Below are 24,709 nucleotides of genomic sequence, written 5' to 3' on the forward strand. Positions count from 1 at the left end.
CGCGGGCCGGGTCAGCCCAGGCCGGGTCCGCGGACGGGGATGTGGGTGAAGGTGGGCTCCGGGGCGGGGTTCTGGAAGAAGTCGTTGCCCTTGTCGTCGACGACGATGAAGGCCGGGAAGTCCTCGACCTCGATCTTCCAGACCGCCTCCATGCCGAGCTCCTCGTACTCCAGGACCTCGACCTTCTTGATGCAGTCCTGCGCCAGGCGCGCCGCCGGGCCGCCGATCGAGCCGAGGTAGAAGCCGCCGTGCGTGCCGCAGGCGTCCGTCACCTGCTGCGAGCGGTTGCCCTTGGCCAGCATCACCTTCGAGCCGCCCGCCGCCTGGAACTGCTCGACGTAGGAGTCCATGCGTCCGGCCGTGGTCGGGCCGAAGGAGCCGGAGGCGTAGCCCTCGGGGGTCTTGGCGGGGCCGGCGTAGTAGACCGGGTGGTCCTTGAGGTACTGCGGCATGCCCTCGCCCGCGTCCAGCCGCTCCTTGATCTTGGCGTGCGCGATGTCGCGCGCCACGACCAGCGGGCCGGTCAGGCTCAGGCGGGTCTTGACCGGGTGCTTGGTCAGGGTCGCCACGATCTCGTCCATCGGCTGGTTCAGGTCGATGGAGACGACGTCCGCCGACTCGGCGAGGTGCTCGTCCGTGGTGTCCGGCAGGAAGCGGGCCGGGTCGCGCTCCAGCTGCTCCAGGAAGACGCCCTCGGCGGTGATCTTCGCGACCGCCTGGCGGTCGGCCGAGCAGGAGACGGCGATGGCGACCGGCAGGGACGCGCCGTGGCGCGGCAGGCGGACCACGCGCACGTCGTGGCAGAAGTACTTGCCGCCGAACTGCGCACCGATGCCGATCTTCTGCGTCAGCTCGAAGACCTGCTGTTCGAGATCGAGGTCGCGGAAGCCGTGGCCCAGCGCGGAGCCCTCGGTCGGAAGCTCGTCCAGGTAGTGCGCCGAGGCGTACTTGGCCGTCTTGAGCGCGTGCTCCGCCGACGTGCCGCCGACCACGATCGCCAGGTGGTAGGGCGGGCAGGCCGCCGTGCCCAGCGAGCGGATCTTCTCCTCCAGGAACTTCATCATGGAGCCCTCGTTGAGGACCGCCTTGGTCTCCTGGTAGAGGAAGGACTTGTTGGCGCTGCCGCCGCCCTTGGCCATGAAGAGGAACTTGTACGCGCCGCCGTCGGTCGCGTACAGCTCGATCTGCGCGGGCAGGTTCGAGCCGGTGTTCTTCTCCTCCCACATGGTGAGCGGAGCCATCTGCGAGTAGCGCAGGTTCAGGCGCGTGTACGCGTCGTAGATGCCGCGGGAGAGGGCCGCCTCGTCGCCGCCCTCGGTCAGGACGTTCTGGCCGCGCTTGCCCATCACGATCGCGGTGCCGGTGTCCTGGCACATGGGGAGCACGCCGGCCGCCGCGATGTTCGCGTTCTTGAGCAGGTCGAGCGCGACGAACTTGTCGTTCGAGGAGGCCTCGGGGTCGTCGATGATCCGGCGCAGCTGCGCGAGGTGCGCGGGGCGCAGGAAGTGCTGGATGTCGTGGATGGCCTCTTCGGCGAGCTTGCGCAGCGCCTCGGGCTCGACCTTGAGGAACGTACGGCCGTCGGCCTCGAAGGTGGAGACGCCTTCGGAGGTCACCAGCCGGTAAGGGGTGGTGTCCTCGCCCAAGGGCAGCAGGTCGGTGTACGCGAACTCCGGCATCGTGGCCATTCCTCACTCGGCAGACAGCGCTGGCGACCAATTGGCAGCGCAGTCCACCAGCGTAGGACCTCGCCGGACGGCTGTGCTTGTGAGGTAAGGCTCACTGGCCGGGGCAGGGCACGCCGCGCAAGGAGTATCGCGATCTATCGTGTTTGGCTATGCTGGCTTCGTGGACCTGGAAAAGCACCCCGCCGCCCCTGCCGCGCCCGCCGTCCCCCCGGCAGTCGGGCTGCGCGCCTCCGACGCCGACCGGGACCGGATCGCACAGATCCTGGCCGACGCCCTGGCCGAAGGCCGGCTGACCGCCGAGGAGCATTCCGACCGCCTGGACTCCCTCTACGCCGTGAAGACGGTCGGGGAACTGGACGTGCTCGTACGTGACCTGCCCGCCGCCCACGGCGCGGCCTGGGCGCCCGCGGCGAGCCCGCCGCCACCCGTGCCCGTCGCCGGCCCGCAGGGACCCGCGGCGGAGACGGTGCTCGCCGTCTGCAGTTCCGCGACGCGCAAGGGCCGCTGGCGGCCGGGCGCGCTCATCCGGGCGGTCTCGGTCCTCGGCGACGTATCCCTCGACCTCACCGAGGCGGTGTTCGAGCAGCAGGTCACCGAGATCAACGTGAGCTGCGTCCTCGGCAACGTCGACATCGTCGTCCCGGAGAACGTGACGCTGCGCGGCTACGGCGGCGGCGTGCTCGGCAACTTCGAGGTGACCGACGGGAGCGCCGCGGGGGCCGACCCGCAGGCACCGGTGGTGATCGTGCGCGGCTTCGCGCTGCTGGGCAACGTCGAGGTCCGGCCCAAGCGCGGCTCCCGCGTCACCGACCTGGCGGCCAAGCTGCGCGGCCGGCCGGGCACCTGAACGCTGCGGCCCGACGGCCGGAACGCCTGGGAGCGGAGGGACGCGTTTCGGTCGAAGTCCGGTGGAGCGGCCGACGCGCGGCACGCAGTGCTTAGGGGCACGCACAGCGGGTAGGGACAGTCGCATCGTCTCTCGCTCGCGTATACGTCGTCAGGAGTAGACCGTGCCGCATCCGCCGCATCAGTCCCTGCAGGTAGCCGCCGTCAAGACGCTCCAGGCGCGTCCGTCCGCCGTGCCGAGGCCGCGGATGCCGGCGAGGGAAGAGGACGGCCCATGGCATGCGGAGGCGGTGTGCCGCAGGGACGAGGCGGGGCTGTTCTTCGCGCCCTCCAAGGAGCCCACCGCGGCGCGGCTCGCCCGCGAGGAGGCCGCCAAGCGGGTCTGCGCGCGGTGCCCGGTGATGGTCGCCTGCCGGGAGCACGCACTCCTGCAGCCCGAGCCCTACGGGGTGTGGGGCGGACTGACCGCCGCCGAGCGGCGCGTCGTACTGGCCCGGCGGCGGCGCCGGTCCGCGGAGCTGCGCCAGGCCGGCGGGGCGGGACCGGTCGCGGCCGCGGGCTGAGCCGGGGCCGCCGACGCGGCGGGGCGCCCCTCCGTACGAAGGAACGTGAGCGGACAGAACGCGCGCGGGGCGGTCCTCCACCATGGAGGACCGCCCCACGCACGTCGGGCCCGCGGGATCCGGGTCGGCCCGTTCCTACCGGGCGCGGTCGAAGTCGATGGCGCTGTAGGCGCGCAGCTTCGACAGCCGGTGGGTGGAGTCGATCTGCCGGATCGTGCCCGACTTCGACCGCATGACCAGCGAGGACGTGGTGGCGGTCTCCGAGCGGTAGTGGACGCCGCGCAGCAGCTCGCCGTCCGTGATGCCGGTGGCGACGAAGAAGACGTTGTCGCCGGACACCAGGTCGTTGGTGTGCAGGACGCGGTCCAGGTCGTGGCCGGCGTCGATGGCCTTCTGGCGCTCGGCGTCGTCCTTGGGCCACAGCTTGCCCTGGATCGTTCCGCCCAGGCACTTGATGGCGCAGGCCGAGATGATGCCCTCGGGGGTGCCGCCGATGCCGAGGAGCAGGTCCACGCCGGTGCCCTCGCGCACCGCCATGACCGAGCCCGCGACGTCGCCGTCCGAGATGAACTTGATGCGGGCGCCGGTCTCGCGGATCTCCTTGACGATGCCCTCGTGGCGGGGACGGTCCAGGATGACGACGGTGACGTCCTCGACGGCGATGCTCTTCGCCTTGGCGACCCGGCGGATGTTGACCGAGACGGGGGCGTTGATGTCGACGAAGTCGGCGGCCTCGGGGCCGGTGACCAGCTTGTCCATGTAGAACACCGCGGACGGGTCGAACATGGTGCCGCGGTCGGCGGCGGCCAGGACGGCGATGGCGTTGGGCATGCCCTTGGCGTTCAGGGTGGTGCCGTCGATCGGGTCCACGGCGATGTCGACCTCGGCACCGGTGCCGTCGCCGACCTGCTCGCCGTTGAAGAGCATCGGTGCTTCGTCCTTCTCGCCCTCGCCGATGACGACGACGCCGTTCATCGAGACGGTGGAGATCAGGGTGCGCATGGCGTTGACCGCCGCGCCGTCCGCGCCGAGCTTGTCACCGCGGCCCACCCAGCGGCCGGCGGCCAGGGCGGCGGCTTCGGTGACGCGGACGAGTTCCAGGGCGAGGTTGCGGTCGGGGGCGTCGGGCGAGACTTCGAGCTGGGGCGGCAGGTTGTGCTCGGTCATCGGAGCGCACCTTTCTGTACGACGACGGCCGGGATGTGAGGGTGCTGGAACTCTATCGGTACGTCGACATATTGAGCAGAGCGGGTCACTTATGAGCGGAATATCGGTCAGGGTGTTGGCCTGAGCGGACATCTTGCGCCTTCGGCGGCGGCTTCGCCCGTCGCCGCGCCCTACCCCGGCGGTGATCGCTCCCGCCCATGCGGGACTATGGAGCCGTGGCAGGTATGAAGGGCAAGCAGACGGTCTTGGACATGGTCCGGTCGCTGGCGGTGATCGGTGTCGTCGTGGCGGGGGTCTACATGTTCGTCCCGCATGACGAGAACGCCGATCCGACGCACGTGGTCGACTACCGGGTGGAGACGGCGACGGCCCGGCGCGCGGCTCCGTATCCGGTCGCGGCGCCCGTGGGGCTGCCGGCCGAGTGGCGGGCGACCTCCGTGTCCTTCGAGCGCAAGAACGCCAATGCCTGGCACCTGGGCTTCCTCGACCCGGACAAGCAGTACGTGGCGGTGGAGCAGTCCAGCGACGCCTCCGCCAAGAACGTCGCCAAGGTGACGCAGCAGGCCAAGCCCACCGGGCAGTCGCAGCAGGTCGGCGGCCAGAGCTGGGAGCGCTGGGACGGCGACAAGTACGACGCGCTGGTGCGCCAGGAGCAGGGCCACGTCACGGTGGTGACGGGGACGGTCTCCTTCGAGCAGCTCGGCGCGATGGCGGCGGCGCTGGAGTACAAGCAGGGGCAGTAGCCCGGGGCCGGTGGCCCGGGGGCGGTGGCCCGGTGGTTCAGCCGGAGCCGGTAGCCGCCCCGGCGGACATGCGAGAGGCCGCCCGTCCCGTCATCCGGGGTGGGCGGCCTCTGGCGTTGCTGCGGGCGGGCTCAGACGGTCGTGATGACCTGGTCGAACTCCAGGCGCGGGGAGCGCGGGAACCAGGCGTCCTCGCCCGGCTTGCCGATGTTGACGACCATCAGCGGGGTGTGGTCGGCGTCCAGGAACTCCTTCTGGACACCGGCGAAGTCCAGGCCGGTCATCGGGCCGGCGGCCAGACCGGCGGCGCGGACGCCGATGATGAAGTAGCCGGCCTGCAGCGCGGCGTTCAGCAGGGCGGCCTGCTCGCGGACCGGGCGCTCGGAGAAGAAGGCGTCCTTGGCCTGCGGGAAGTGCGGCAGGAGCTGCGGCAGCTCCTCGTGGAACTCGTTGTCGGCGGAGAGGATCGCGACCAGCGGGGCGGACGCGGTCTTGGCCTGGTTGCCCTCGGCCATGTGCTTCACGAGGCGCTCGCGGGCCTCGGGGGAGCGGACCAGGGTGATGCGCAGCGGCGTCTGGTTGAAGGCGGTGGGACCGTACTTCACCAGGTCGTAGATCGCCTGGACCTGCTCGTCGGTCACCGGCTCGTCGGAGAAGGTGTTGGCGGTGCGGGCCTCGCGGAACAGCAGGTCCTGAGCGGCGGCATCGAGAACGAGAGACATCGGAAAGCCTTCTTCTATGCGGAGGTGAAGCGCGATGTCTCCGACCCTACGCAAAAATAGATGAATTTTCAACTAAATCTGCTCGGGGTGACCGGGATCACTCGGCGCTGCCGCCCCCGGCGCCCGGCCCGGGCGCGGGCCGCGAGGCCGCCGCGGGGGTCACTCCCCCCGGCCGCCCTCGGCGCCCTCGTCGCCCCGGTCCCGCTCGGCAAGCGCCGAATCGAGCCGTGCCCGTGCGCCTTCCAGCCAGTGCCGGCACACCTTCGCCAGCTCCTCGCCCCGCTCCCAGAGCGCGAGCGAGTCCTCCAGCGAGGTCCCGCCGGCCTCCAGCTTGCGGACGACCTCGATGAGCTCGTCCCGGGCCTGCTCGTAACCCAGCGCCGTATCGGCCTCAGCCATTCCCGTCCCACCTTCTGTGCCTCGACTCGGTTCCTGCTTGATTTCCGGTACAGCGGACCGTGCGCTGAGCCGGCGCCCCGTCAATCGGCGTCCACCGGGGCCCCTCGGTCCGCGTCCGCATCACCTTCCACGCGTACGGAGAACTCCCCGGCCGCCACCCTCGCGCGCAGGACGTCCCCCGCCCCGACCTCCTGCGGCGAGCGCACCACGTGCCCGTCGGCCCGCTGGAGCACCGCGTACCCGCGCTCCAAGGTGGCCGCCGGGGACAGCGCCACGACCCGGGCCCGGGTGTGCGTCAGCTCCGAGTCCGCCCGGTCCAGCAGGTGCCCCAGCGTCCGCCGGCTGCGCGCCAGCAGCGCCTCCACCTCCGCCTCCCGCGTCTCCACCATCCGCTGCGGGTGCACGAACACCGGCCGGCCCAGCGCATGGGTGAGCCCGCGCTCCTCCCGGTCGAGCAGCCCCCGCAGCGCGCGCAGGCCCCGGCCCTGGAGCTGGCGCACCCGCTCCAGTTCCTCGCCGACGTCCGGGACCACCTTCTTCGCCGCGTCCGTGGGCGTGGAGGCCCGCAGGTCCGCGACCAGGTCGAGCAGGGGGGAGTCCGGCTCGTGCCCGATCGCCGAGACGACGGGGGTACGGGCGGCCGCGACCGCGCGCACGACCTCCTCGTCGGAGAACGGCAGCAGGTCCTCCACGCTCCCGCCGCCGCGCGCCACGATGATCACGTCGACCTCGTCCAGGGCGTCGAGTTCCTTGACCGCCTGGATCACCTGGGGCACCGCGTTCACCCCCTGCACGGCGACGTTGCGCACCTCGAAGCGGACCGCCGGCCACCGGCGCCGCGCGTTCTCCAGCACGTCCCGTTCGGCCGCCGACGCCCGCCCCACCACCAGCCCGATCAGCTGCGGCAGGAAAGGCAGCGGGCGCTTGCGGTCCAGCGCGAACAGGCCCTCCGAGGCCAGCGAGCGCTTGAGCTTCTCCAGGCGCGCCAGCAGCTCACCGATGCCGACCGGCCGAATCTCCGTGGCCCGCAGCGACAGCTGCCCGCGCGGCGCGTACCACTCCGGCTTGGCCCGTACGACGACGCGCGCGCCCTCCGAAACGGCGTCCGCGACATCGTCGTAGACCTGCCGGAAGCAGGTGACGCTGAGCGAGATGTCGTGCGACGGGTCGCGGAGCGTCAGGAAGACCACCCCCGCCCCCGGCCGCCGGGACAGCTGCGTGATCTGGCCCTCCACCCACACCTGTCCGAGCCGGTCGATCCAGCCCCCGATGAGCCGGGACACCTGACCGACCGGCAGCGGCGCCTCGGCCGACGTATTCAGACCCATGCAGGCAGGCTATCCGCCCGGACCGACACCGGTGCGGGGCCCGGTCCCCCGATCCGGCTCACGTCGGCCCCGCTGCGCCACCAGCACCCCCAGCCCCACCACCAGCCACACCGCCCCCACGACCTGCGCCGTCCAGGCCGCCTCGACGATCACCGCGACGGTCACCGCGGCCCCCAGCACCGGGACGACCAGGTGCAGCCACCAGTTCGGTGCCCCGCTCCCGCGCCGTACGACGAACCACCCCACCACCGAGGCGTGCAGCAGCGTGAACGCCACCAGCGCCCCGATGTCCACCACCGACACCAGGTGGTCGAGGCCGTCGTCGCGCCGGGCCGCCCACACCGCCGCGACCAGCGTCACCGTCGCCGCCACCAGCAGGGCCGGCCGGGGCGTCCCGCCGGAGGTCCCCGCCAGCACCCGCGGCAGCCGCCGCTCCCGGGCCATCGCGAACACCAGCCGGCCCGCCGCAGCCTGCCCCGCCAGCGCCGCGAAGGCCGCCCCGATCGCCTTGCTCGCCGCGACCAGGTCGTGCAGCCAGGTCCCGGCCGCCGACTGCACCGCGGTGTAGAAGGCCGCCCCTTGCGACGACGGGTCGGCCGCCAGCTCCGCCGAGGACACCGGCATCAGCAGCGCCGCCAGGTAGCTCTGCGCGACGAACAGCACCCCGACCAGCGCCAGGCAGAACAGCACCGCCCGCGCGACCCGCTCCGAGCCCCCGGTCACCTCCTCCGCGAAGGACGCGATGGCGTCGAAGCCCAGGTACGACAGGACCGCCACCGACACGGCGCCGAGCACCGCGGCCACCGAGAAGCCCAGCGAGCCGTCGCCGGTCAGCGGGGACAGCCAGCCGCGTCGCGCGCCGCCCTCGGCCAGCACGGTGACCGCCGCGACCACGAACACCAGCAGCACCAGGATCTCCATCGCCAGCACGGCGAAGCCGACGCGCGCGGCCGCCCGTACGCCCCACAGGTTCAGCAAGGTGGTCACCACCACGGCCAGCGCCGTCCACACCCACCGGGACACCTCCGGGACCAGGGCGTTCATCGCGATGCCGGAGAAGAGGTAGGCGACGGCCGGGATCAGCAGGTAGTCCAGCATCGCCATCCACCCCGCGATCAGCCCCGGCCCCTCACCCAGCCCCCGGCGGGCGTACGTGAACACCGACCCCGCCCGCGGGTCCACCCGCACCATCTGGGCGTAGGAGGAGGCGGTGAAGGCCATCGCGACGGTCGCGGCGACGTAGACCAGGGCGACCGCACCGTGCGACTTGGCGTCGAGCGTCCCGAAGACCCCGACCGGTGCCATCGGGGCGATGAAGAGCAGCCCGTAGACGACCAGGTCCCGGAAGCCGAGGGTCCGCCGCAGGGCGGTGGGCGCCGTGGGGGTGTCCGTCGCGGACGCCATCGTTCCTCCGGGGGGTAGTCGGCACGTACGTGCGACCCAGTCTGTGCCGAACGGGCGACGACCGGCCTGCCGGAGACCCCCGTACGATGGAGCACATGACTGCTCCCGCCCCTGCTCCCGCTTCCCGCCGCGTCCTGCTCGCCGCCCCGCGCGGCTACTGCGCGGGTGTCGACCGAGCCGTGATCGCCGTTGAGAAAGCCCTCGAGCAGTACGGCGCGCCGGTCTACGTACGCCACGAGATCGTGCACAACAAGTACGTGGTGCAGACGCTGGAGAAGAAGGGCGCCATCTTCGTCGAGCGGACGGAGGAGGTCCCCGAGGGCTCCATCGTCATGTTCTCCGCGCACGGGGTGGCCCCGGTGGTCCACGAGGAGGCGGCGCGCGGCAAGCTCGCGACGATCGACGCGACCTGCCCGCTGGTCACCAAGGTGCACAAGGAAGCCATCCGCTACGCGAACGAGGACTTCGACATCCTCCTCATCGGCCACGAGGGCCACGAGGAGGTCATCGGCACCTCTGGCGAGGCCCCCGACCACATCACGATCGTGGACGGCCCGCACGACGTGGAGAAGGTGACCGTCCGGGACGAGTCGAAGGTCGTCTGGCTGTCGCAGACCACCCTCTCCGTGGACGAGACGATGGAGACGGTCGACGCGCTCAAGACCAAGTTCCCGCTGCTCGTCTCGCCGCCGAGCGACGACATCTGCTACGCCACCTCCAACCGGCAGGCCGCCGTCAAGCAGATGGGCGCCGACTCCGACCTGGTCATCGTCGTCGGCTCCAAGAACTCCTCTAACTCCATCCGCCTGGTCGAGGTCGCCCTGGACGCGGGCGCGGGCGCCGCGTACCTGGTGGACTTCGCGAGCGAGATCGACGAGGCCTGGCTGGAGGGCGTCACCACGGTCGGTCTGACCTCGGGCGCCTCGGTGCCGGAGGTGCTGGTCGAGGAGGTGCTGGAGTGGCTGGCGCAGCGTGGCTACGGGGACGTGGAGATCGTCAAGACGGCCGAGGAGTCGATCGTCTTCTCGCTGCCGAAGGAGCTGCGCCGTGACCTGCGCGCCGAGGCGGCCGAGCTGATCGCCGGCCGCGGCGGGGCCGCGGAGGACACGAACACCGCCGACGAGTAGGCCACGGGCCGCGCCGTTCTCTACGGTGGTCGCATGGAGATCTTCGGCGTGGACATCGGCGGAACCGGCATCAAGGGCGCTCCCGTGGACCTGGACCGCGGCGAGCCGGTGCACGAACGACTCAAACTTCCGACACCGCACCCGGCCACTCCCGAGGGGGTGGCCGACGTCGTGGTCGAGGTCGTCCGCCACTTCGAGTGGGACGGCCCGGTCGGCGTCACCTTTCCCGGCGTCGTCACGGACGGCGTCACGCGCACCGCGGCCAACATGGACCCCGCCTGGGTGGGCATGGACACGGCGGGCCTGCTCACGAGCCGGCTGGGTGGGCGCCCGGTCACGGTGCTGAACGACGCGGACGCGGCCGGGGTCGCGGAGATGACGTACGGCGCCGGCCGCGGCCGTGACGGCACCGTCATCCTGCTGACGCTGGGCACGGGCATCGGCAGCGCCCTCTTCACGGACGGCCGGCTGGTCGCGAACACCGAGCTGGGGCACCTGGAGCTGCACGGCCACGACGCGGAGAAGCGGGCCTCGGTGAAGGCCAAGGAGGACGCGGACATGACGTGGGAGCGCTGGGCACGGCGCGTACAGAAGTACCTGGCGCACGTGGAGATGCTGTTCTCCCCGCAGCTGTTCATCATCGGCGGCGGTGTCAGCCGCAAGCCCGAGAAGTTCCTCCCGCTGATCGAGGGCATCCGGGCGGAGATCGTCCCGGCGCAGCTGCAGAACAACGCGGGCATCGTCGGTGCGGCGATGGCGGCGCGCCCGGCGGCGTAGGCCGGTCGTGCGGGGGGTGCCTAGGCCACGCGCCTGGGCAGCCTCCGCTTCCCGATCAGCACGGCCTTGCGCACCAGCGCGATCAGCGCGGCGATCACCGTGCCCGCGTACAGCCACCCGGCGTGCAGGGACAGGGCCGACACGATGCCCATCAGCTCCCCGCCGAAGCCGCCCGAGCCCCCCGAGACGGGCCAGACGCCGACGGCGAAGGCGATCGGCACGGAGACCGGCGCGGTGATCAGGTCCGCCGGGCGCACCCAGAGCGCGGTGGCGGCGGCGACGGGCAGGAAGAGCAGCCCGTACGCGAACAGCGAGGAGCCGAACAGCAGCCAGTCGATCCCGCCGACCAGCACCATCGCGGCGCACGCGAACAGCCCCCCGCCGAGCCCGGTCAGCCGGGGCCGCGGCAGCCGCCGTACGGGTGCCGGCCGCGGCGGCCGGGACGTCCGGGGCCGGCGCGCGGGGCGCTTCGTCCCGTACCGCTCGCCGCTGCTGTACTGCTCCACCCTGTATGGCTCCACGGCACCAAACTAGGCGGGACGGGCCCTCCGGCGCCGCCTGGACACGCGTACATCGAGCGCCGCTCAGCGGAAAGTAAACTGTCAGGTGGCCCATGCCCGGGCCGCCGCCCCCTCCAGCTACGGGAAGTCGCCAACGTGTCGCTCACGATCGGAATCGTCGGCCTGCCGAATGTCGGCAAGTCGACCCTGTTCAACGCCCTGACCAAGAACGACGTGCTGGCGGCCAACTACCCGTTCGCCACCATCGAGCCGAACGTCGGCGTCGTCGGTGTCCCGGACCAGCGTCTGGCCGTCCTCGCCGGCATCTTCGGCTCGCAGAAGGTCCTGCCGGCGACGGTCGACTTCGTCGACATCGCGGGCATCGTGCGCGGCGCGTCGGAGGGCGAGGGGCTCGGCAACAAGTTCCTCGCGAACATCCGCGAGTCGGACGCGATCTGCCAGGTCATCCGCGCCTTCAAGGACGAGAACGTCGTCCACGTCGACGGCAAGGTCTCGCCCAAGGACGACATCGAGACGATCAACACCGAGCTGATCCTCGCCGACCTCCAGTCGATCGAGAAGGCGGTGCCGCGCCTGACGAAGGAGTCCCGCCTCCAGAAGGAGAAGGTCGCCGTCCTGGCCGCGGTCACCGAGGCGCAGAAGATCCTGGAAGCCGGCGACACGCTCTTCTCGAAGGGCATCACCAAGGGCACGGAGAAGGGCGATCTCCTCCACGAGCTGCACCTGCTGACCACGAAGCCGTTCCTGTACGTCTTCAACGTCGACGAGGACGAGCTGACGGACGACGCCTTCAAGGCGGAGCAGAGCGCACTGGTCGCCCCGGCCGAGGCGATCTTCCTGAACGCCAAGCTGGAGCAGGACCTCTCGGAGCTGGACGAGGACGAAGCCCTGGAGCTCCTCCAGTCGGTCGGCCAGCAGGAGCCCGGCCTCGCCACCCTCGGCCGCGTCGGCTTCGACACCCTGGGCCTCCAGACCTACCTGACGGCCGGCCCGAAGGAAACCCGCGCCTGGACCATCAAGAAGGGCGCCACCGCCCCGGAGGCGGCCGGCGTCATCCACACCGACTTCCAGCGCGGCTTCATCAAGGCGGAGGTCATCTCCTTCGCCGACCTGGTCGAATGCGGCTCGGTCACCGAAGCCCGCGCCAAGGGCAAGGCCCGCATGGAGGGCAAGGACTACGTCATGCAGGACGGCGACGTGGTGGAGTTCCGCTTCAACGTGTAGTGGTGTGCATACTGCACGTTAGTTTCTGACTCGAAACGTGCAGGCCAGAAGGGGGCGGACTCCGCCGAGTCCGACCCCTTCGTCGTCACCGTGCTGGATGGGTGCTGGCCATTCTGACGTGGAGTCAGCGGGTAATCAGGTCCCGTAGACGGTGGACCGGTGTCCCACGTGGACGACCCAGATCACCAGCTCGCCGTTGTCGATCGTGTAGACGACGCGGTAGTCGCCAACGCGGAGACGGCGTCGTTCCGGCTGTGACACGAGTGCGGTGGTGCTGAAGCCGAGAGGGTCGGTCTCCAGCTCGGTCAGCTTGGCCAGGATGCGCAGCGCCATGTCGCGGGGGATCTTCCGAAGCTCGGCCTGCGCCTCGGGGCGGAAGACGGTTCGGTACTCACTCACCGCGCGCCAGCGTCTCCCTCATGATGTCCTCGATCGGGATGCCGGGTGCTGGGTTGGTCATGCGCTCGTCGATGATCCGATTGATCTCGCGCTCTTCCCACTCCTGGTACTTGCGCAGCACCTCGATGGAGACGACGGCCGCGACTTCCTTGCCTCGGCGCGTGATCACCGTGGGCACATCGTCGCGGTCTGCACGCTCCACGACCTCCGCCAGGTGTGCTCGCACGTCGCGAATGGACTCTACGGGTAGTGGCTGCGTCATGCGCTCAAGCGTACCGAGTGTCCCATGTGTACACAATGTCGCGGGCGGCCTGCCCTCGCCGCGGACGCGCGTACTGGATGTTCCGGAGAACCGCGAGCCCCGCAAGTACTTCCAGGTCCGCTGGGTTGACGCCGGCGCCATCCCTGACGCGTTTGTCGACACACGGCCGGTGCCCTCCGCCAATATGTGGCGCGGCGCAGGGGTGTTCTTGAACGGCTGGTGGGCTGAGTCGGCGGTGGCTACGGCTGTGGTTTCACTTCCGGTTTGACCTGAGGAGGGATACAGGCCGCGCCTCGGGGTGGCCGGCGAGGGCCCGGCGGATGGTGGCGAGGGGGACGGGGCGCTCGTAGTAGTCCTCGAAGTGGGCCTGGACGGTCTCGGCGGAGCGGTCGGTGAGGAGGTGGAAGAGGAAGCCGGAGCCGTCCGGGTCCTCGCTGTCGGCGGGGAAGGTGATGGTCGAGCCGGTGCGCCAGCCGGTGTCGCCGGTTTCCCACCACAGGCATGCGGTGACTCGATGGACGTCGATGCCCTCGTCATGGAAGGCGGGGTCGTCCAGGAGCGGGCGCAGCGCCGTGGGTACTTCGTCGATGACACCGGGCCAGACCTGCTCGTCGTCCGTCCCGTACGGACTCATCGCCGATTCGTGGTCGAAGCCGCGTATGAGCATGCCCGCCGGGGTGAAGAGGACGGAGAAGTCGTCCCCCGAGCCGTTCTCCATCTGTGCCGCCTCCGTGCCGGGGCCCCAGGCGGCGTCAAAGGTGTACTGGCAGAAACGCGGATCGTCGCCGATCGCGCTGTCCAAGAAGGCCAGTGCGCGCAGGTGGGCGCGGAGTTGGGCCGGTTCGGGCAGGCGGGCGGCAACCTCGTGCACAGTGCTCATGACGCCATGGAAGCAGCCGTCACTGACATCCACCTCGGCCCGCACCTCGGGCGGAAGGCCGCCCAGCGGATGCCGTCCGGCTCGGTCCGGTCCGCCTGACGTTGCAGGCAGGCGCGGTGGGCGCGGCGCAGGGGCGCGACCGAACCGTCGATCTCCAAGGGGCCGGCTCCCGGTCGGTGGAGGCGGGTGCTTCGGTGGTCAGAGGCCCTGGACGGAGGCCACCGTGAAGGTGGTGGGGGTGCCGGTGGAGGGGGTCATGGGGCCGTCCTTGTCGAATTGGGAGCGGACCACCAGGGTGCGGCCCGGGGTGTGGGTGAGGGTGGTGGGGATCTGGAGGGCCTGGTCCGTCAGGGTGCGGGTGAGGCGGGCGGCGGTGCCGTCCGGGGTGAGCTGCCAGCGGGTCAGCGTGTTGGTGGTGTTGTGGGCCACGCGCAGGACGCCGCCTGGGGAGAGCTGGAGGCCGTCCCCGTGCTTGAGGTCGCCGCCGCGGAGGGTGACGCGGGACAGGGCGCCCGTGCGCAGGTCGATGCGGTGGAGGTCGCCCGCGGTCATGTCGACGGTCAGCAGGAAGCGGCCCGCCGGGTCGGCGACGATGCCGTTCAGCGAGACGCTGCCCGCCGGCGACGGCGTCACCCGGCCGCTCAGGTCGTACGCCACCTCCAGCGGGCCGGAGCCGGCGGCCAGCTGCGCCGGGGTGACGCGGTAGACCGCCGCGCGGAGGCTGTCGGTGAGGTAGGCGGTGCCGTCCGGGGTCAGCGCCAGGTCGTTGACGAAGGACGGGGCGCCGCCCGGGGTGTCGAAGTGGGCCAAGCGGGTCCCGGTGCGGGTGTCGTACACCGCGACGCCCTTGGTGGAGTCGGTGACCCACAGCCGGCCGTGGGCGTCGGCCGACAGGCCGTTCGCGGTGTGGCGGCCGTCGGCCCCGGCGGGGAGGAAGACCTCGGCCGTGCCCTGGCCGGGGCGGGCGCGGTAGACGGTGCCGTCCGCGTACGAGCCGACGTAGACCGTGCCGGTTCGGGGGTCGGAGGTTATGCCCTCGGGGTAGACCTTGGCGCCGGGGAGGACGAACGCGGTGGAGAGCCGGGCGGCGGTGGACGCGTCGGCCGGGGCCGCGCCCAGCGTCAGGACCGTGGCGACGGCGGCGGCGAGGGGTACGGCCTTGGCGGTGAACCGCGCGGAGAAGCGCATCTGGGGAAGTCCTTCGTGTGAGGTCGATCGATGATGTGCGCACGAATCTAAGTTAGAGTTCTAATGAGTGCAAGGGGCCTAGGATGTGGGGATGACTTCCCTGCCCGCTCAGGAGCGCATCGGCTCGCACATCAAGCGCGCCGAGCAGGCGCTCCTCGCGGCGAAGAACGCGGCGTGCAAGCCGGCCGCAGTAACGGTTCCCCAGTACGCCGCCCTGCTCTGGCTCGCCGAGAAGCCGGGCATCTCCGCCGCCGCGCTCTCGCGCCTGTGCGGGGTGACGCCGCCGACGATGAACACCGTGCTGAAGAACCTCCAGGAGCGCGGGCTCATCGAGCGGACGCCGCACGAGTGGCACGGCAACGTGCTGGAGACCCGGCTCACCGAGCAGGGCCGGGCCGTGATGGAGCTGGCGGACGCCGGTGCGGTGCGGGTGGAGCGGGCGTTGGCGGCCGAGTTCAGCGGTGAGGAGCGGGAGCGGCTCATCGAGCTGCTGGGGCGGTGCGCGCAGGTCCTCGACGCCTTGAAGTGAGGCGGTCGGCGGGTGAGGTTTCCCCGGCTTTTGGCCGGGTCGGGAACTCCCGGCAGGATTCGTACATCAGCACTAGGGAAGCCCCACCCCGTTCAGCGTTCGGAGCGAAGACCGTGCCCCAGTACCCACAGAGCCCGCGGTCCCAGGACACCCCGGCCGCCGACGGCCCCGCGCCGGGGCGGTCCCGTCGCGCGGTATGGATCAGCGCCGGCCTCGCGGTCGCGCTGGTCGTCGGGGGCGGCGGCTTCGTCGCCTGGAAGTTCGAGTGGTTCTCCGGCAACGGCCGGGCCGTCTCCTTCGGCAAGACCGCCCCGCCCGCCGCGCACGGCGACGGCAAGGCGCCGCGGAGCCCGCAGCCGCAGGCCCCGTCGGCCCCGGCGGTGCCCACCGGCGACCCGGACGTCCTCATGGAGACCGGCCCCCGGGCCGAGTTCAAGCAGACCGCCAAGCTGGACGACGGGACGGTCATCGCCAAGACGCGCCTCACGGGCGCCAAGTCCGGGTTCGAGGGCGACGTCTGGGTCTGGACGCCGAAGGAGTACAGCGACCCGAAGTACGCCAAGAGCGCCTTCCCGGTCCTGATCTCGCTGCCCGGCGGCAACGGCTTCCCGGCCAATTACTGGTCCGACCGCAGCCTCGGCCTGCAAAAGGCCGTCGAGGAGGGAGTGGCGGCCGGTACCAGCCTGCCGTTCATCCTGATCATGCCGGTGCTCAACCCGGACAACAAGTACTACTACGACGGCTCGGACATCCCCGGCCAGCCCAAGATGGGCACCTGGCTCGCCGAGGACGTACCGGACTTCACCCGCGCCAACTTCCGTACGTACAAGTCCCGCGACGGCTGGGCCTTCATGGGCTCCTCCTCGGGAGGCTTCGTCGGCATGAAGCAGGTCCTCCAGCACCCGGACCGGTTCAAGGCCGTGATCGCCAGCGGCGGGGAGATAGTTCCCGACTCCCCGCTCTGGAAGGGCCACCAGACGGAGATGGACGAGAACAACCCGGAGAAGCTCGCCAGGAAACTGATCGACGGCAAGGGTCCGGACGTCTACATCAACTTCCAGGTCGGCACGAAGGAGACCGGCAAGGACCGGATGCTGCGGTTCCAGCGCGAGTTCGGTACGGGCCCGGTCAAGACGACCATCCATGACATCCAGAACGGCGAACACAACGGCTGGCATTACGTCCGGGGGATGAAGGAAAGCTCCCTGGAGTGGATCAGCAAGGTGTTGAAGGGGCCCGTCCCGGCGGCCGGCTGACGAGCGGGCCTGCTGACCGCACCACCGCCGCGACCTGCGCAAACGGCCGCTGTCCCGGTTCTCGGAGCGGCGGCCGTGGACAGCGCGGGCACCCCGGTCCGCGCCGGGGGGTCCGTCCCTCGCGTGGCTCTCACCACGTCGCACCCGTCCCAGGCAACCCATAGCGTCGTTCACACCTCTGTCAGGGGTGTGAGGGGGACCTATCGGTCCGACCCGCGCTCGCGACGAGCGCCGGAGAAGGAACGGGAAAAATCCGTGCAGCAAGACCAGCAAGGCGACGGCGGTCCGACGGCCACCGGTACGGCGACGACCACGACCAGCGGGGCATCCGCCACGACCACCGGGGCATCCGCCACGACCACCGGGGCATCCGCCACGACCACCGGGGCGCGCGGCACGACCAACGCGGAGCCCGCCACGACCACCGGGTCACCCGCCAGGACCACCGGCCGGCGTCGCCTCGTTCTCCTCGGCGGCGGCCTCGCCCTCGCCCTCGTCGCCGGGGGCGGCGTGGCGGCGTACAAGACCGGCTTCTTCTCGGGCGTCGGCGAACCGGTCGCCTTCGGCAAGACCCAGGAGACCGCCGCGGCCGCCGTGGACATGCCCAACGGGGTCCGCATGCCCACCGGCCCGAAGGCCGCGTTCGTCCGCGCCGCCCGGCTGCCCGACGGCACCCAGATCGCCAAGACCACCCTGACCGGGGCGAAGTCCGGCTTCACCGGCGACGTGTGGGTGTGGGTGCCGAAGGAGTACGACGAGCCGAGGTACGCCAAGAGCGCCTTCCCGGTCCTGATCTCACTGCCCGGCGGCCGCGGCTACCCCACCAACTACTGGGGCACCGGCCCCGGCCTCGGCCTCCAGCAGGCCGTGGCCGACGGGGCGAAGGCCGGTACCAGCCTGCCGTTCATCCTGGTCATGCCGGTGATCAACGCCGACACCAAGCACCACTACGACGGCTCCGACATCCCCGGCCAGCCCAAGATGGGCACCTGGATGGCCGATGACGTCCCGGACTTCACCAGGGCCAATTTCCGCACCTTCACCTCCCGCGACGGGTGGGCCTTCATGGGCTCCTCCTCGGGCGGCTTCGGCGCCTTCAAGCACGTCCTCAAGTACCCCGACCGCTTCAAAGCCGTCATCGCGAGCGGCGTGGACATCGTCCCCGACTCCCCGCTGTGGAAGGGGAACCGGCAGGCCATGGACGAGAACAACCCCGAGAAGCTCGCCGAAGAGCTGATCGAGGCCGGCGGCCCGGACGTCTACGTCAACTTCCAGATCGGCACCAAGGAGAGCGGCCGCGACCTCGCCGAGAAGTTCATGCGGCAGTACGGCAAGGGTCCCGTGCACACCCGTCTCCAGGTGATCCAGGATGGCGAGCACAATGGCAAGTCGTACGTGCGCGGAATGCGGGAGGGCTCCTTGGAGTGGATCAGCAAGGTGATGCTTGCGCCGACCCCCGACCCCGACGTGCCGTGAGCCCGGTGGTGAAGGGACGCGCCGTCATCGGCGCGCTGGCCGCCGCCGGGATCGCGGCGGTGTTCGGCGTCGCGTTCGTCGAGGCGACGGGGGACCGGGCGGTGCACCCCTTCCCCACGGTCGGGGTCCTGATGGCCAACGGGGAGCACTGGTGCACGGCCAGCGTCGTGGACAGCCCCAAGGGCAACGTCGTCGCCACCGCCGCGCACTGCGTGGCCCCCGCCGGCGAGGACGGACAGCCGGGCGACGCAGCGCACGACGGCCTCGCCATCGGTGAGCTCGCCTTCGCGCCCGCCTTCTCCGGCGAGGGCTCGGGCACCCGGCCCTTGGGGCTGTGGAAGGTGCGCTCCATCCACGTCGACGACCGTTGGACGAAGTGGGGCGACGAGACCGCCGACTTCGCCTTCCTCACCGTCGAACCCGACGGGGACGGCCGCAGCGTGCAGGACCGGGTCGGCCGCGACGAGGCGCCGAAACCCGACTGGACCTCCGGGTACGAGCGGGAGGTCACCGTCGTCGGCTACCCGGAGCCCGACCGCAACCCGCAGAACAAGCCGGTCTCCTGCACGACGCAGACCCGCCACGACGAGGACGACCCCGCCATGCTGTACATCAGCTGCTCGGGCTTCTGGACGGGCACCAGCGGCAGCCCCTGGATCGCCGACCGGGGCGGCCCCGGCCGGCCGGGCCGGCTGATCGGGGTGCTCAGCGGCGGCGACACGGACGTGGACTCCACGGCCGCGCTGTACGACGAACGGGCGAAGGCCCTGTACGACCAGGCAGCGCGCGGCTGAGCCGCCGCCCCAGCCGCTCAGCCGCGCTCAGTGCTCACGAGCCGCTCAGCCGCGCTCGGTGCTCACGATCAGGCCCACTCCCGCCACCACGATCGCCCCGCCGGTCACGATCGGCCAGGTCAGCGGCTCGTCCAGGATCAGCGAACCCAGCGCGACGGCGACCACCGGATTGACGTAGGCGTACGTCGCCACCAGCGACAGCGGCGCCGAGCTCAGCAGCCACACGTACGAGGTGAAGGCGACGAGCGAACCGAAGACCACGAGGTAGCCGAGCGCCAGCCAGGAGGCGGTCGAGAAGTCCGACGGGCGCAAGGCCTGCTGCTCGCCCCGGGCGAGGCCGGTGAGGATGCCGCCGATCCCGCCCGCGAGCATCTGGTACACGCTGCCCGCGAAGGGATTGGCGGGCAGCGGCAGCTTCGAGGACGCGAACGAGCCGAGCGCCCACAGCACCGAGGCGGTCAGCACCAGCAGCACCCCCCACAGACGTACGTCGCCACCGAACGCCGGGCTGGTCAGCACCGCCAGACCGGCCAGCCCCAGCAGCACCCCGGCGACGGTACGGGCCGGCGGACGGTCCCCGGTGGCCGCCCGCAGCACCACGAGCCACACCGGCACGGCGGCGATCAGCAGGGCGGCGAGGCCGGAGGGGACCGCGGTCTCGCCGAGCACCACCAGGCCGTTGCCGCCGAGGATCAGCAGCAGGCCCACGAGCACCGCCGAGCCGAGCTGCGCGCGGGTGACGCGAAGCGCGGACGGGCCGAAGCGCCAGGCGACGACACCGGCGAGCAGGAGCCCGGCCGTGATGAACCGGGCCCCGGCCGAGAGGAACGGCGGCATCGTCTGCACGACGATGCGGATGGCGAGGTAGGTCGAGCCCCACAGGACGTACACCAGGGTGAGGGCGAACCAGACGGAGCCGGAGACTTTCGATGTGCGCACGACCGGAGCCTACGGGGGCACGGGGCGGCCGCCCGGACCCCGGTCAGCCCTTGAGCAGGGCGTTCAGCTCGCCGTACGGGAGGGAGCCGGAGAGCGTGCCGTAGGTGCCGGAGGTGAGCAGTTCCTCGGTGGCGCGGCGGACAACGGCGTACGCGGCCTCGGCCACCCCGGACCCGAGGCTGACGCGGGCCGCGCCGAGGGCGCCGAGCTCGGCGACGGTCGGGGCGCCGGGGCCGACGAGGACGTTGAACGGGGCGTCGATGCCCTTGGCGAGTTCCGCGATGGTGGCGGGGTCGGTGACGCCCGGGACGAAGATGCCGGACGCGCCGGCGCGGAGGTAGGCGGCGGCGCGGGCGAGGGTCTCGTCGAGGCGGGTGTGCGGTTCGCCGAGGCCGAAGAGGTACGTGTCCACGCGGGCGTTGATGAACAGGGGGACCCCGGCGGCTTCGGCGGCGGCGCGGGCGGCGGCGATGCGGTCGGCGTGGTCGGCGGGGGTGCGGGTGCCGTCCTCGATGTTGATCCCGACCGCGCCGGCGGCCAGCACGCCGGTGACGGTTTCGCCGACGCCGGCGGGGTCGGTGGCGAAGCCGCCCTCGATGTCGGCGGTGACGGGCACGGAGACGGCGGCGGCCACGCGGGCGACGAGGTCGAGCGCGCGGTCGCGGGCGAGGGCGTCGCCGTCGGGCGAGCCGAGGGACCAGGCGACGCCGGCGCTGGTGGTGGCGACGGCGCGGGCTCCGGCGGCCTCGACGAGGCGGGCGCTGGCGACGTCCCAGGCGTTGGCGAGGGCGAGGGGGGCGGCGGGGGTGTGGAGGGCGGCGAACGCGGTGGCGGTGGCGGTGGTGGCTGTCATGGAGGTCAGTCCACCAGAGGGGGGCGCGGTGGGGCTGGCCATTTTCGGACGGAGTGGTGGCGGTGTGCGGAGCCGTTGCGGGTGCGGGTGCGGGTGCGGTTGCGCGGGGCGGTCCCGGCTGCGCCGGGCTTTCGGGGCTCCGCCCCGGACCCCGCGCCTCAATCGCCGGCGGGGCTGGAGTTGCGGCTGGAGTTGCGCCTCAAGCGGCGGTGGGGCCGGGATTGCCCAGGGGGCCGGAGGCGCCGCAGAGGGGGAGGACCGCCGTGCGGGAGTGGAGGGGGTTGGTGGGGGAGGGCTGGGAGACTGCCGCCCAGCAGGCGGCGGCCGTGGGCTCGACCGAGAGGCCGCGCCGGGCAAGGTCCGCGAGGGCGGCGCGGAGGCGGTCGTCCGGGACCGTCACGATGGCGCCGCCCGACTTCCGTACCGCCGCCAGGATCTGCCGGGCCCGCGGCGGGGCCGGGATCGCGATGCCCTCCGCCAGGGTCGGCCGCTGCGCCACCGGCTCCGCGTCGTCCGCGCCCGCCGCGAACGCCGCCGCCAGCGGGGCCACCGCCTCCGTCTGCACCCCGATCAGCGCCGGCGCCCGTACCCCGCGCCGGGACAGTTCCTCCACCGCCAGCGCCGCGCCCAGCAGCAGCGTGCCGTTGCCCACCGGAAGCACCAGCACCTCGGGGAGCCGCCCCCCGAGTTGCTCCCAGACCTCGTACACGTACGTCTTCGTCCCGTGGAGGAAGTACGGGTTGAAGACGTGGCTCGCGTAGAACACCCCCGGTGCGTCGGCCGCTTCCCGCGCGGCCCGCGCCGCCGCCTCCCGCCCGCCCGGCACGATCCGCACGGCCGCGCCGTGCGCCCGCATCCGCTCGGTCTTCTTCTCCGAGGTGCCCTCCGGCACGAAGACCTCGCACCTCAGCCCGGCCCGCGCGCAGTACGCCGCGAACGCCGTCCCCGCGTTGCCGCTGCTGTCCGCGACCACCCGCTCCGGGCCGAGCCTGCGGGCCAGTTCCACCAGCATCACCGCGCCCCGGTCCTTGAACGACAGCGTCGGCATCAGGAAGTCGAGCTTGGCGTGGATCCGGTCCGTCAGCGGCACCAGCGGGGTGTGCCCCTCGCCCAGCGAGACGGGGATCTCCCCGGCCAGCGGCAGGACGGGCGCGTACCGCCACAACGACCACGGACCGGCCGCCGGTTCCAGCGGCACCGCAGGGTCCGGGGTGAAGTCGAGGTCCCAGGGGCCGCCGCACGCCGGGCAGCACCACCGCGCGGTCGCCACGTCCGCCCGCGTTCCGTCCAAGGGGCATACGTAGCCCGGCAGTTCGTCGATCATGTCCGGATGCTACGGGTCCGCGCCCGGCCCCACCGCCGACCGGGGCGACGCCGCCTCGTACGATGCGCGCATTCGTTCGCACCCCGCGCGCCCTTGTGTATGGAGCACCGCACCTCGTGACCACTGCGCCCCCACCGCCTTCCCCCGTCGGCCCGGGCCACCACTGGCCCCCGCCGTCACCGCCGTCGGTGTGGGGTTCGCCCGCGGCCCCGCTGCCGCCCGCCCTCAACGGGTTCGCCGTCGCCTCACTGCCGGTCGGGCTGCTCTGCCTGCCGCCGCTGGGTGTGGTCTTCGCCGTCGTCGCGCTGGTGCAGATCGCGCGCAGGGGCGACCGCGGCAAGGCGTTGGCCGTGGTGGGCCTGGTGGTGTCCCTGGTGATGAGTGCGGCTCTGGTGTACGCCACGGGCCGGTACGCCGACCCCTTCTTCCGGCGCCTGGGCTCGGCGGGCGGCCGCCCGTACGTCGAGGGCCGGCTGACGGACATGAACGCACTGCGGCCCGGCGACTGCTTCAACGTCCCCGGCGGTGACCTGCTCGGCGGGCGTGCGGTCGCCTACCGGACGGCCTGCACGGGCGTGCACCACGCGGAGGTGACGTCCTCGGGCCCCATGGCGGACGGCGCGTACCCCGGTGCCGAGCGGCTCAAGGAGCAGGCCACGGCCGCGTGCTGGAAGGCGCAGGACGAGTACGCCATGGACAGCTGGGCGGTGCCCGGCTACGCCGAGATGTTCTACTTCGCACCCTCGCGCGAGGCGTGGGGGCTCGGCGACCGGCGGCTGGTGTGCGTCATGGGCACCACGACCAAGGAGCACCGGGGCAGCCTGCGCCAGGACGGGGCGTCCCTGAGGCCGGACCAGGTGACCTTCCTGCGGGCGATGAACGCGGCCGACCAGGCGGTGGGCCGCGAGCCCGAGGAGGACGTCGACGGCGCGTTCGCGCAGTACCGCACCTGGGCGCGGGAGGTCGAGGCGGCGTTGGGCGGCGAGGCGCGGATGCTGGGTGCCGTCCCGTCGGCGCGTCCTGAGGCGGCCGCCGCGGCGGCCGCGCGGCTCAGGGAGGTCGAGGCGGCGCGCAAGGAGTGGCGGCGGGCGGCGGCGGCGACGACCCCGGACCAGTTCGAGGAGGCGTGGGACCGGGCGGCGGAGGTGGTCACGGTCGAGTCGGAGAAGGCGCTCCGCGGAGCGTACGGGCTCTCGACGGAGGTTCCGCAGTGGCTGCGGCCGGGGCCGGGGGACAAGGGCGGCGGTCCTGCGAAGGGTCCGTCGGCGGAGCGCGTGTGACAGGGCGTCGGTGCGTAACGCGCGGTAACGGGTTTGAGTGACCTGCCTTCATCACTTCGAGTGAAACTCTGGCCCTTGGTTGCGGCGCACAACGATCGGTTGCCACGCTGTAGCAGTCTGTCAACCTGATGGGAGTGGCCAGTGACTTTCGGTGAGCAGCCGGCCTATCTGCGCGTCGCCGGTGATCTGCGACAGAAGATCGTCGATGGGTCCCTGCCCCCGCACGCCCGGCTCCCCTCGCAGGCCCGCATCCGCGAGGAGTACGGGGTGTCCGACACCGTGGCGCTGGAGGCCCGGAAGGTGCTCATGGCGGAGGGTCTCGTCGAGGGGCGCTCCGGATCCGGTACGTACGTGCGCGAGCAGCCCGTGCCGCGCCGGGTGGCCCGCTCCGGCTACCGGACGGGCGGCCCGTCCACGCCGTTCCGTCAGGAGCAGGCGGACGCGGGGGCGCGCGGCACGTGGGAGTCGAACAGCGAACAGGCCGACGCCCCGCCGGAGATCGCCAAGCGGCTCGGCGTCGCGCCGGGGGACCGGGTCATGCGGACGCGGTACGTCTTCCGCGACGCGGGGGAGGCGATGATGCTCTCCACGTCCTGGGAGCCCCTGTCCGTGACCGGCCGGACGCCGGTGATGCTGCCCGAGGAGGGTCCGCTGGGCGGGTCCGGGGTGGTGGAGCGGATGGCCGCGATCGACGTGGTCGTGGACAACGTGGTGGAGGAGGTCGGCGCCCGGCCGGGCCTCGCGGAGGAGATCTCCCTGCTGGGCGGCGTCCCGGGACACGTGGTGCTGGTGGTCAGCCGCACCTACTACGCCTCCGGACTCGCCGTCGAGACCGCCGACGTCGTGGTGCCCGCGGACCGCTACCGGCTGGCGTACCACCTCCCGGTGCGCTAGCGCGTCGTCGGCTCGCGCTGCGATCCGGCCTGCCGGGTGGTGCGCCGTGTGACCGCGCGGTGCTGGATGTGCGCCGGGGTACGCGCGGTGCGTTCGCACGCGTGGCCGGATGAGTACGCCTGCCAG

The 24,709-nt window shown here is 72.0% G+C and carries 26 protein-coding genes; 12 read left to right on the forward strand and 14 right to left on the reverse strand.

Annotated elements, in window-relative coordinates:
* Nucleotides 1–11 precede the first annotated feature (11 nt).
* Entirely contained in the window at nt 12–1,679 is a 1,668-nt protein-coding gene (locus IE207_RS07500) for a fumarate hydratase (RefSeq protein WP_190183225.1), read from the reverse strand.
* Nucleotides 1,680–1,848: 169 nt separating this feature from the next.
* Here IE207_RS07500 and IE207_RS07505 point away from each other — a divergent pair, with 169 nt between their 5' ends.
* The gene (locus IE207_RS07505) at nt 1,849–2,535 is read left to right on the forward strand and encodes a DUF1707 SHOCT-like domain-containing protein (protein ID WP_190183226.1); all 687 of its coding nucleotides are present in this window, start codon (nt 1,849–1,851) and stop codon (nt 2,533–2,535) included.
* Nucleotides 2,536–2,698: 163 nt separating this feature from the next.
* Complete coding sequence (locus IE207_RS07510) at nt 2,699–3,097, forward strand: WhiB family transcriptional regulator (RefSeq protein WP_373304675.1); 399 nt, start codon at nt 2,699–2,701, stop codon at nt 3,095–3,097.
* A gap of 135 nt (nt 3,098–3,232) precedes the next feature.
* Here the strand turns inward: IE207_RS07510 and glpX are convergent, their stop codons facing one another.
* Nucleotides 3,233–4,264, reverse strand: a complete 1,032-nt coding sequence (glpX, locus tag IE207_RS07515; protein WP_190183227.1) for a class II fructose-bisphosphatase — start codon at nt 4,262–4,264, stop codon at nt 3,233–3,235.
* A gap of 224 nt (nt 4,265–4,488) precedes the next feature.
* Here glpX and IE207_RS07520 point away from each other — a divergent pair, with 224 nt between their 5' ends.
* Nucleotides 4,489–5,007 (forward strand): DUF4245 domain-containing protein, encoded by a 519-nt coding sequence (locus tag IE207_RS07520; RefSeq protein ID WP_229873534.1) that lies wholly within the window; start codon nt 4,489–4,491, stop codon nt 5,005–5,007.
* A gap of 131 nt (nt 5,008–5,138) precedes the next feature.
* Here IE207_RS07520 and IE207_RS07525 read toward each other — a convergent pair whose 3' ends face one another.
* From IE207_RS07525 to IE207_RS07540, 4 genes are all read right to left on the reverse strand, one after another.
* Nucleotides 5,139–5,729 carry a malonic semialdehyde reductase gene (locus tag IE207_RS07525; protein ID WP_190183229.1) on the reverse strand — a complete coding sequence of 197 codons (591 nt, stop codon included), beginning with the start codon at nt 5,727–5,729 and terminating at the stop codon, nt 5,139–5,141.
* A gap of 159 nt (nt 5,730–5,888) precedes the next feature.
* Nucleotides 5,889–6,128: an exodeoxyribonuclease VII small subunit gene (locus IE207_RS07530; RefSeq protein WP_190183230.1), complete on the reverse strand. Its 240-nt coding sequence runs from the start codon at nt 6,126–6,128 to the stop codon at nt 5,889–5,891.
* 80 nt (nt 6,129–6,208) lie between these two features.
* Nucleotides 6,209–7,456: an exodeoxyribonuclease VII large subunit gene (gene xseA, locus IE207_RS07535; protein WP_190183231.1), complete on the reverse strand. Its 1,248-nt coding sequence runs from the start codon at nt 7,454–7,456 to the stop codon at nt 6,209–6,211.
* Between the two features lie 9 nt (nt 7,457–7,465).
* Nucleotides 7,466–8,860 carry an APC family permease gene (locus IE207_RS07540; protein ID WP_190183232.1) on the reverse strand — a complete coding sequence of 465 codons (1,395 nt, stop codon included), beginning with the start codon at nt 8,858–8,860 and terminating at the stop codon, nt 7,466–7,468.
* 86 nt (nt 8,861–8,946) lie between these two features.
* Here IE207_RS07540 and IE207_RS07545 point away from each other — a divergent pair, with 86 nt between their 5' ends.
* Nucleotides 8,947–9,987 carry a 4-hydroxy-3-methylbut-2-enyl diphosphate reductase gene (locus IE207_RS07545; protein ID WP_190183233.1) on the forward strand — a complete coding sequence of 347 codons (1,041 nt, stop codon included), beginning with the start codon at nt 8,947–8,949 and terminating at the stop codon, nt 9,985–9,987.
* 33 nt (nt 9,988–10,020) lie between these two features.
* Nucleotides 10,021–10,764 carry a polyphosphate--glucose phosphotransferase gene (gene ppgK, locus IE207_RS07550; RefSeq protein WP_190183234.1) on the forward strand — a complete coding sequence of 248 codons (744 nt, stop codon included), beginning with the start codon at nt 10,021–10,023 and terminating at the stop codon, nt 10,762–10,764.
* Between the two features lie 20 nt (nt 10,765–10,784).
* Here the strand turns inward: ppgK and IE207_RS07555 are convergent, their stop codons facing one another.
* Complete coding sequence (locus tag IE207_RS07555) at nt 10,785–11,285, reverse strand: DUF6542 domain-containing protein (RefSeq protein WP_373304676.1); 501 nt, start codon at nt 11,283–11,285, stop codon at nt 10,785–10,787.
* Nucleotides 11,286–11,420: 135 nt separating this feature from the next.
* Here IE207_RS07555 and ychF point away from each other — a divergent pair, with 135 nt between their 5' ends.
* Entirely contained in the window at nt 11,421–12,509 is a 1,089-nt protein-coding gene (gene ychF, locus IE207_RS07560) for a redox-regulated ATPase YchF (protein WP_190183235.1), read from the forward strand.
* A gap of 135 nt (nt 12,510–12,644) precedes the next feature.
* Here the strand turns inward: ychF and IE207_RS07565 are convergent, their stop codons facing one another.
* The 4 genes from IE207_RS07565 to IE207_RS07580 form a co-directional block, all read right to left on the reverse strand.
* Nucleotides 12,645–12,908, reverse strand: a complete 264-nt coding sequence (locus tag IE207_RS07565) for a type II toxin-antitoxin system RelE family toxin (RefSeq protein WP_190183236.1) — start codon at nt 12,906–12,908, stop codon at nt 12,645–12,647.
* Nucleotides 12,901–13,170 (reverse strand): type II toxin-antitoxin system Phd/YefM family antitoxin, encoded by a 270-nt coding sequence (locus IE207_RS07570; protein ID WP_190183237.1) that lies wholly within the window; start codon nt 13,168–13,170, stop codon nt 12,901–12,903. Before IE207_RS07570 ends, IE207_RS07565 begins: the two co-directional genes overlap by 8 nt.
* 253 nt (nt 13,171–13,423) lie before the next feature.
* Entirely contained in the window at nt 13,424–14,050 is a 627-nt protein-coding gene (locus IE207_RS07575) for a hypothetical protein (protein ID WP_190183238.1), read from the reverse strand.
* A 198-nt stretch (nt 14,051–14,248) separates the two neighbouring features.
* On the reverse strand, nt 14,249–15,238 hold the full coding sequence (locus tag IE207_RS07580; RefSeq protein WP_190183239.1) for an SMP-30/gluconolactonase/LRE family protein: 990 nt from the start codon (nt 15,236–15,238) through the stop codon (nt 14,249–14,251).
* Between the two features lie 91 nt (nt 15,239–15,329).
* On the opposite strand from IE207_RS07580, the gene IE207_RS07585 reads away from it, so the two are divergent.
* The 4 genes from IE207_RS07585 (at nt 15,330) to IE207_RS07600 (ending at nt 19,293) form a co-directional block, all read left to right on the forward strand.
* Nucleotides 15,330–15,767, forward strand: coding sequence for a MarR family winged helix-turn-helix transcriptional regulator (locus tag IE207_RS07585; RefSeq protein ID WP_190183240.1), 438 nt, complete (start codon nt 15,330–15,332; stop codon nt 15,765–15,767).
* A gap of 113 nt (nt 15,768–15,880) precedes the next feature.
* Complete coding sequence (locus IE207_RS07590) at nt 15,881–17,023, forward strand: alpha/beta hydrolase (protein WP_190183241.1); 1,143 nt, start codon at nt 15,881–15,883, stop codon at nt 17,021–17,023.
* Nucleotides 17,024–17,278: 255 nt separating this feature from the next.
* Nucleotides 17,279–18,499, forward strand: coding sequence for an alpha/beta hydrolase (locus tag IE207_RS07595; protein ID WP_373304677.1), 1,221 nt, complete (start codon nt 17,279–17,281; stop codon nt 18,497–18,499).
* Nucleotides 18,500–18,504: 5 nt separating this feature from the next.
* Nucleotides 18,505–19,293, forward strand: coding sequence for a trypsin-like serine peptidase (locus IE207_RS07600; protein ID WP_229873446.1), 789 nt, complete (start codon nt 18,505–18,507; stop codon nt 19,291–19,293).
* Nucleotides 19,294–19,338: 45 nt separating this feature from the next.
* On the opposite strand, the gene IE207_RS07605 is transcribed toward IE207_RS07600, so the two are convergent.
* From IE207_RS07605 to IE207_RS07615, 3 genes are all read right to left on the reverse strand, one after another.
* Nucleotides 19,339–20,232 carry an EamA family transporter gene (locus IE207_RS07605; RefSeq protein ID WP_190183243.1) on the reverse strand — a complete coding sequence of 298 codons (894 nt, stop codon included), beginning with the start codon at nt 20,230–20,232 and terminating at the stop codon, nt 19,339–19,341.
* A gap of 43 nt (nt 20,233–20,275) precedes the next feature.
* Complete coding sequence (locus IE207_RS07610; protein ID WP_190183244.1) at nt 20,276–21,085, reverse strand: isocitrate lyase/PEP mutase family protein; 810 nt, start codon at nt 21,083–21,085, stop codon at nt 20,276–20,278.
* Nucleotides 21,086–21,284: 199 nt separating this feature from the next.
* The gene (locus IE207_RS07615) at nt 21,285–22,409 is read right to left on the reverse strand and encodes a pyridoxal-phosphate dependent enzyme (protein ID WP_190183245.1); all 1,125 of its coding nucleotides are present in this window, start codon (nt 22,407–22,409) and stop codon (nt 21,285–21,287) included.
* Between the two features lie 116 nt (nt 22,410–22,525).
* Here IE207_RS07615 and IE207_RS07620 point away from each other — a divergent pair, with 116 nt between their 5' ends.
* Nucleotides 22,526–23,689: a DUF4190 domain-containing protein gene (locus IE207_RS07620; RefSeq protein ID WP_190183246.1), complete on the forward strand. Its 1,164-nt coding sequence runs from the start codon at nt 22,526–22,528 to the stop codon at nt 23,687–23,689.
* Between the two features lie 141 nt (nt 23,690–23,830).
* A complete protein-coding gene (locus IE207_RS07625) occupies nt 23,831–24,583 on the forward strand; it encodes a GntR family transcriptional regulator (protein WP_190183247.1) in 753 nt (250 codons plus the stop codon).
* The last annotated feature ends 126 nt before the right edge of the window (nt 24,584–24,709 follow it).

This window comes from Streptomyces cirratus (assembly GCF_014650775.1).
In the GTDB taxonomy this organism is placed as follows: Bacteria; Actinomycetota; Actinomycetes; order Streptomycetales; family Streptomycetaceae; genus Streptomyces; species Streptomyces cirratus.

Coding starts and splice junctions, on each gene's coding strand:
- IE207_RS07570 (WP_190183237.1), bottom strand. CDS start 13,170: ATGACGCAGCCACTACCCGTAGAGTCCATTCGCGACGTGCGAGCACAC.
- IE207_RS07540 (WP_190183232.1), bottom strand. CDS start 8,860: ATGGCGTCCGCGACGGACACCCCCACGGCGCCCACCGCCCTGCGGCGG.
- IE207_RS07615 (WP_190183245.1), bottom strand. CDS start 22,409: ATGATCGACGAACTGCCGGGCTACGTATGCCCCTTGGACGGAACGCGG.
- IE207_RS07575 (WP_190183238.1), bottom strand. CDS start 14,050: ATGAGCACTGTGCACGAGGTTGCCGCCCGCCTGCCCGAACCGGCCCAA.
- IE207_RS07545 (WP_190183233.1), top strand. CDS start 8,947: ATGGAGCACATGACTGCTCCCGCCCCTGCTCCCGCTTCCCGCCGCGTC.
- IE207_RS07500 (WP_190183225.1), bottom strand. CDS start 1,679: ATGCCGGAGTTCGCGTACACCGACCTGCTGCCCTTGGGCGAGGACACC.
- IE207_RS07580 (WP_190183239.1), bottom strand. CDS start 15,238: ATGCGCTTCTCCGCGCGGTTCACCGCCAAGGCCGTACCCCTCGCCGCC.
- IE207_RS07610 (WP_190183244.1), bottom strand. CDS start 21,085: ATGACAGCCACCACCGCCACCGCCACCGCGTTCGCCGCCCTCCACACC.
- xseA (WP_190183231.1), bottom strand. CDS start 7,456: ATGGGTCTGAATACGTCGGCCGAGGCGCCGCTGCCGGTCGGTCAGGTG.
- ppgK (WP_190183234.1), top strand. CDS start 10,021: ATGGAGATCTTCGGCGTGGACATCGGCGGAACCGGCATCAAGGGCGCT.
- IE207_RS07585 (WP_190183240.1), top strand. CDS start 15,330: ATGACTTCCCTGCCCGCTCAGGAGCGCATCGGCTCGCACATCAAGCGC.
- IE207_RS07530 (WP_190183230.1), bottom strand. CDS start 6,128: ATGGCTGAGGCCGATACGGCGCTGGGTTACGAGCAGGCCCGGGACGAG.
- IE207_RS07525 (WP_190183229.1), bottom strand. CDS start 5,729: ATGTCTCTCGTTCTCGATGCCGCCGCTCAGGACCTGCTGTTCCGCGAG.
- IE207_RS07520 (WP_229873534.1), top strand. CDS start 4,489: ATGAAGGGCAAGCAGACGGTCTTGGACATGGTCCGGTCGCTGGCGGTG.
- glpX (WP_190183227.1), bottom strand. CDS start 4,264: ATGACCGAGCACAACCTGCCGCCCCAGCTCGAAGTCTCGCCCGACGCC.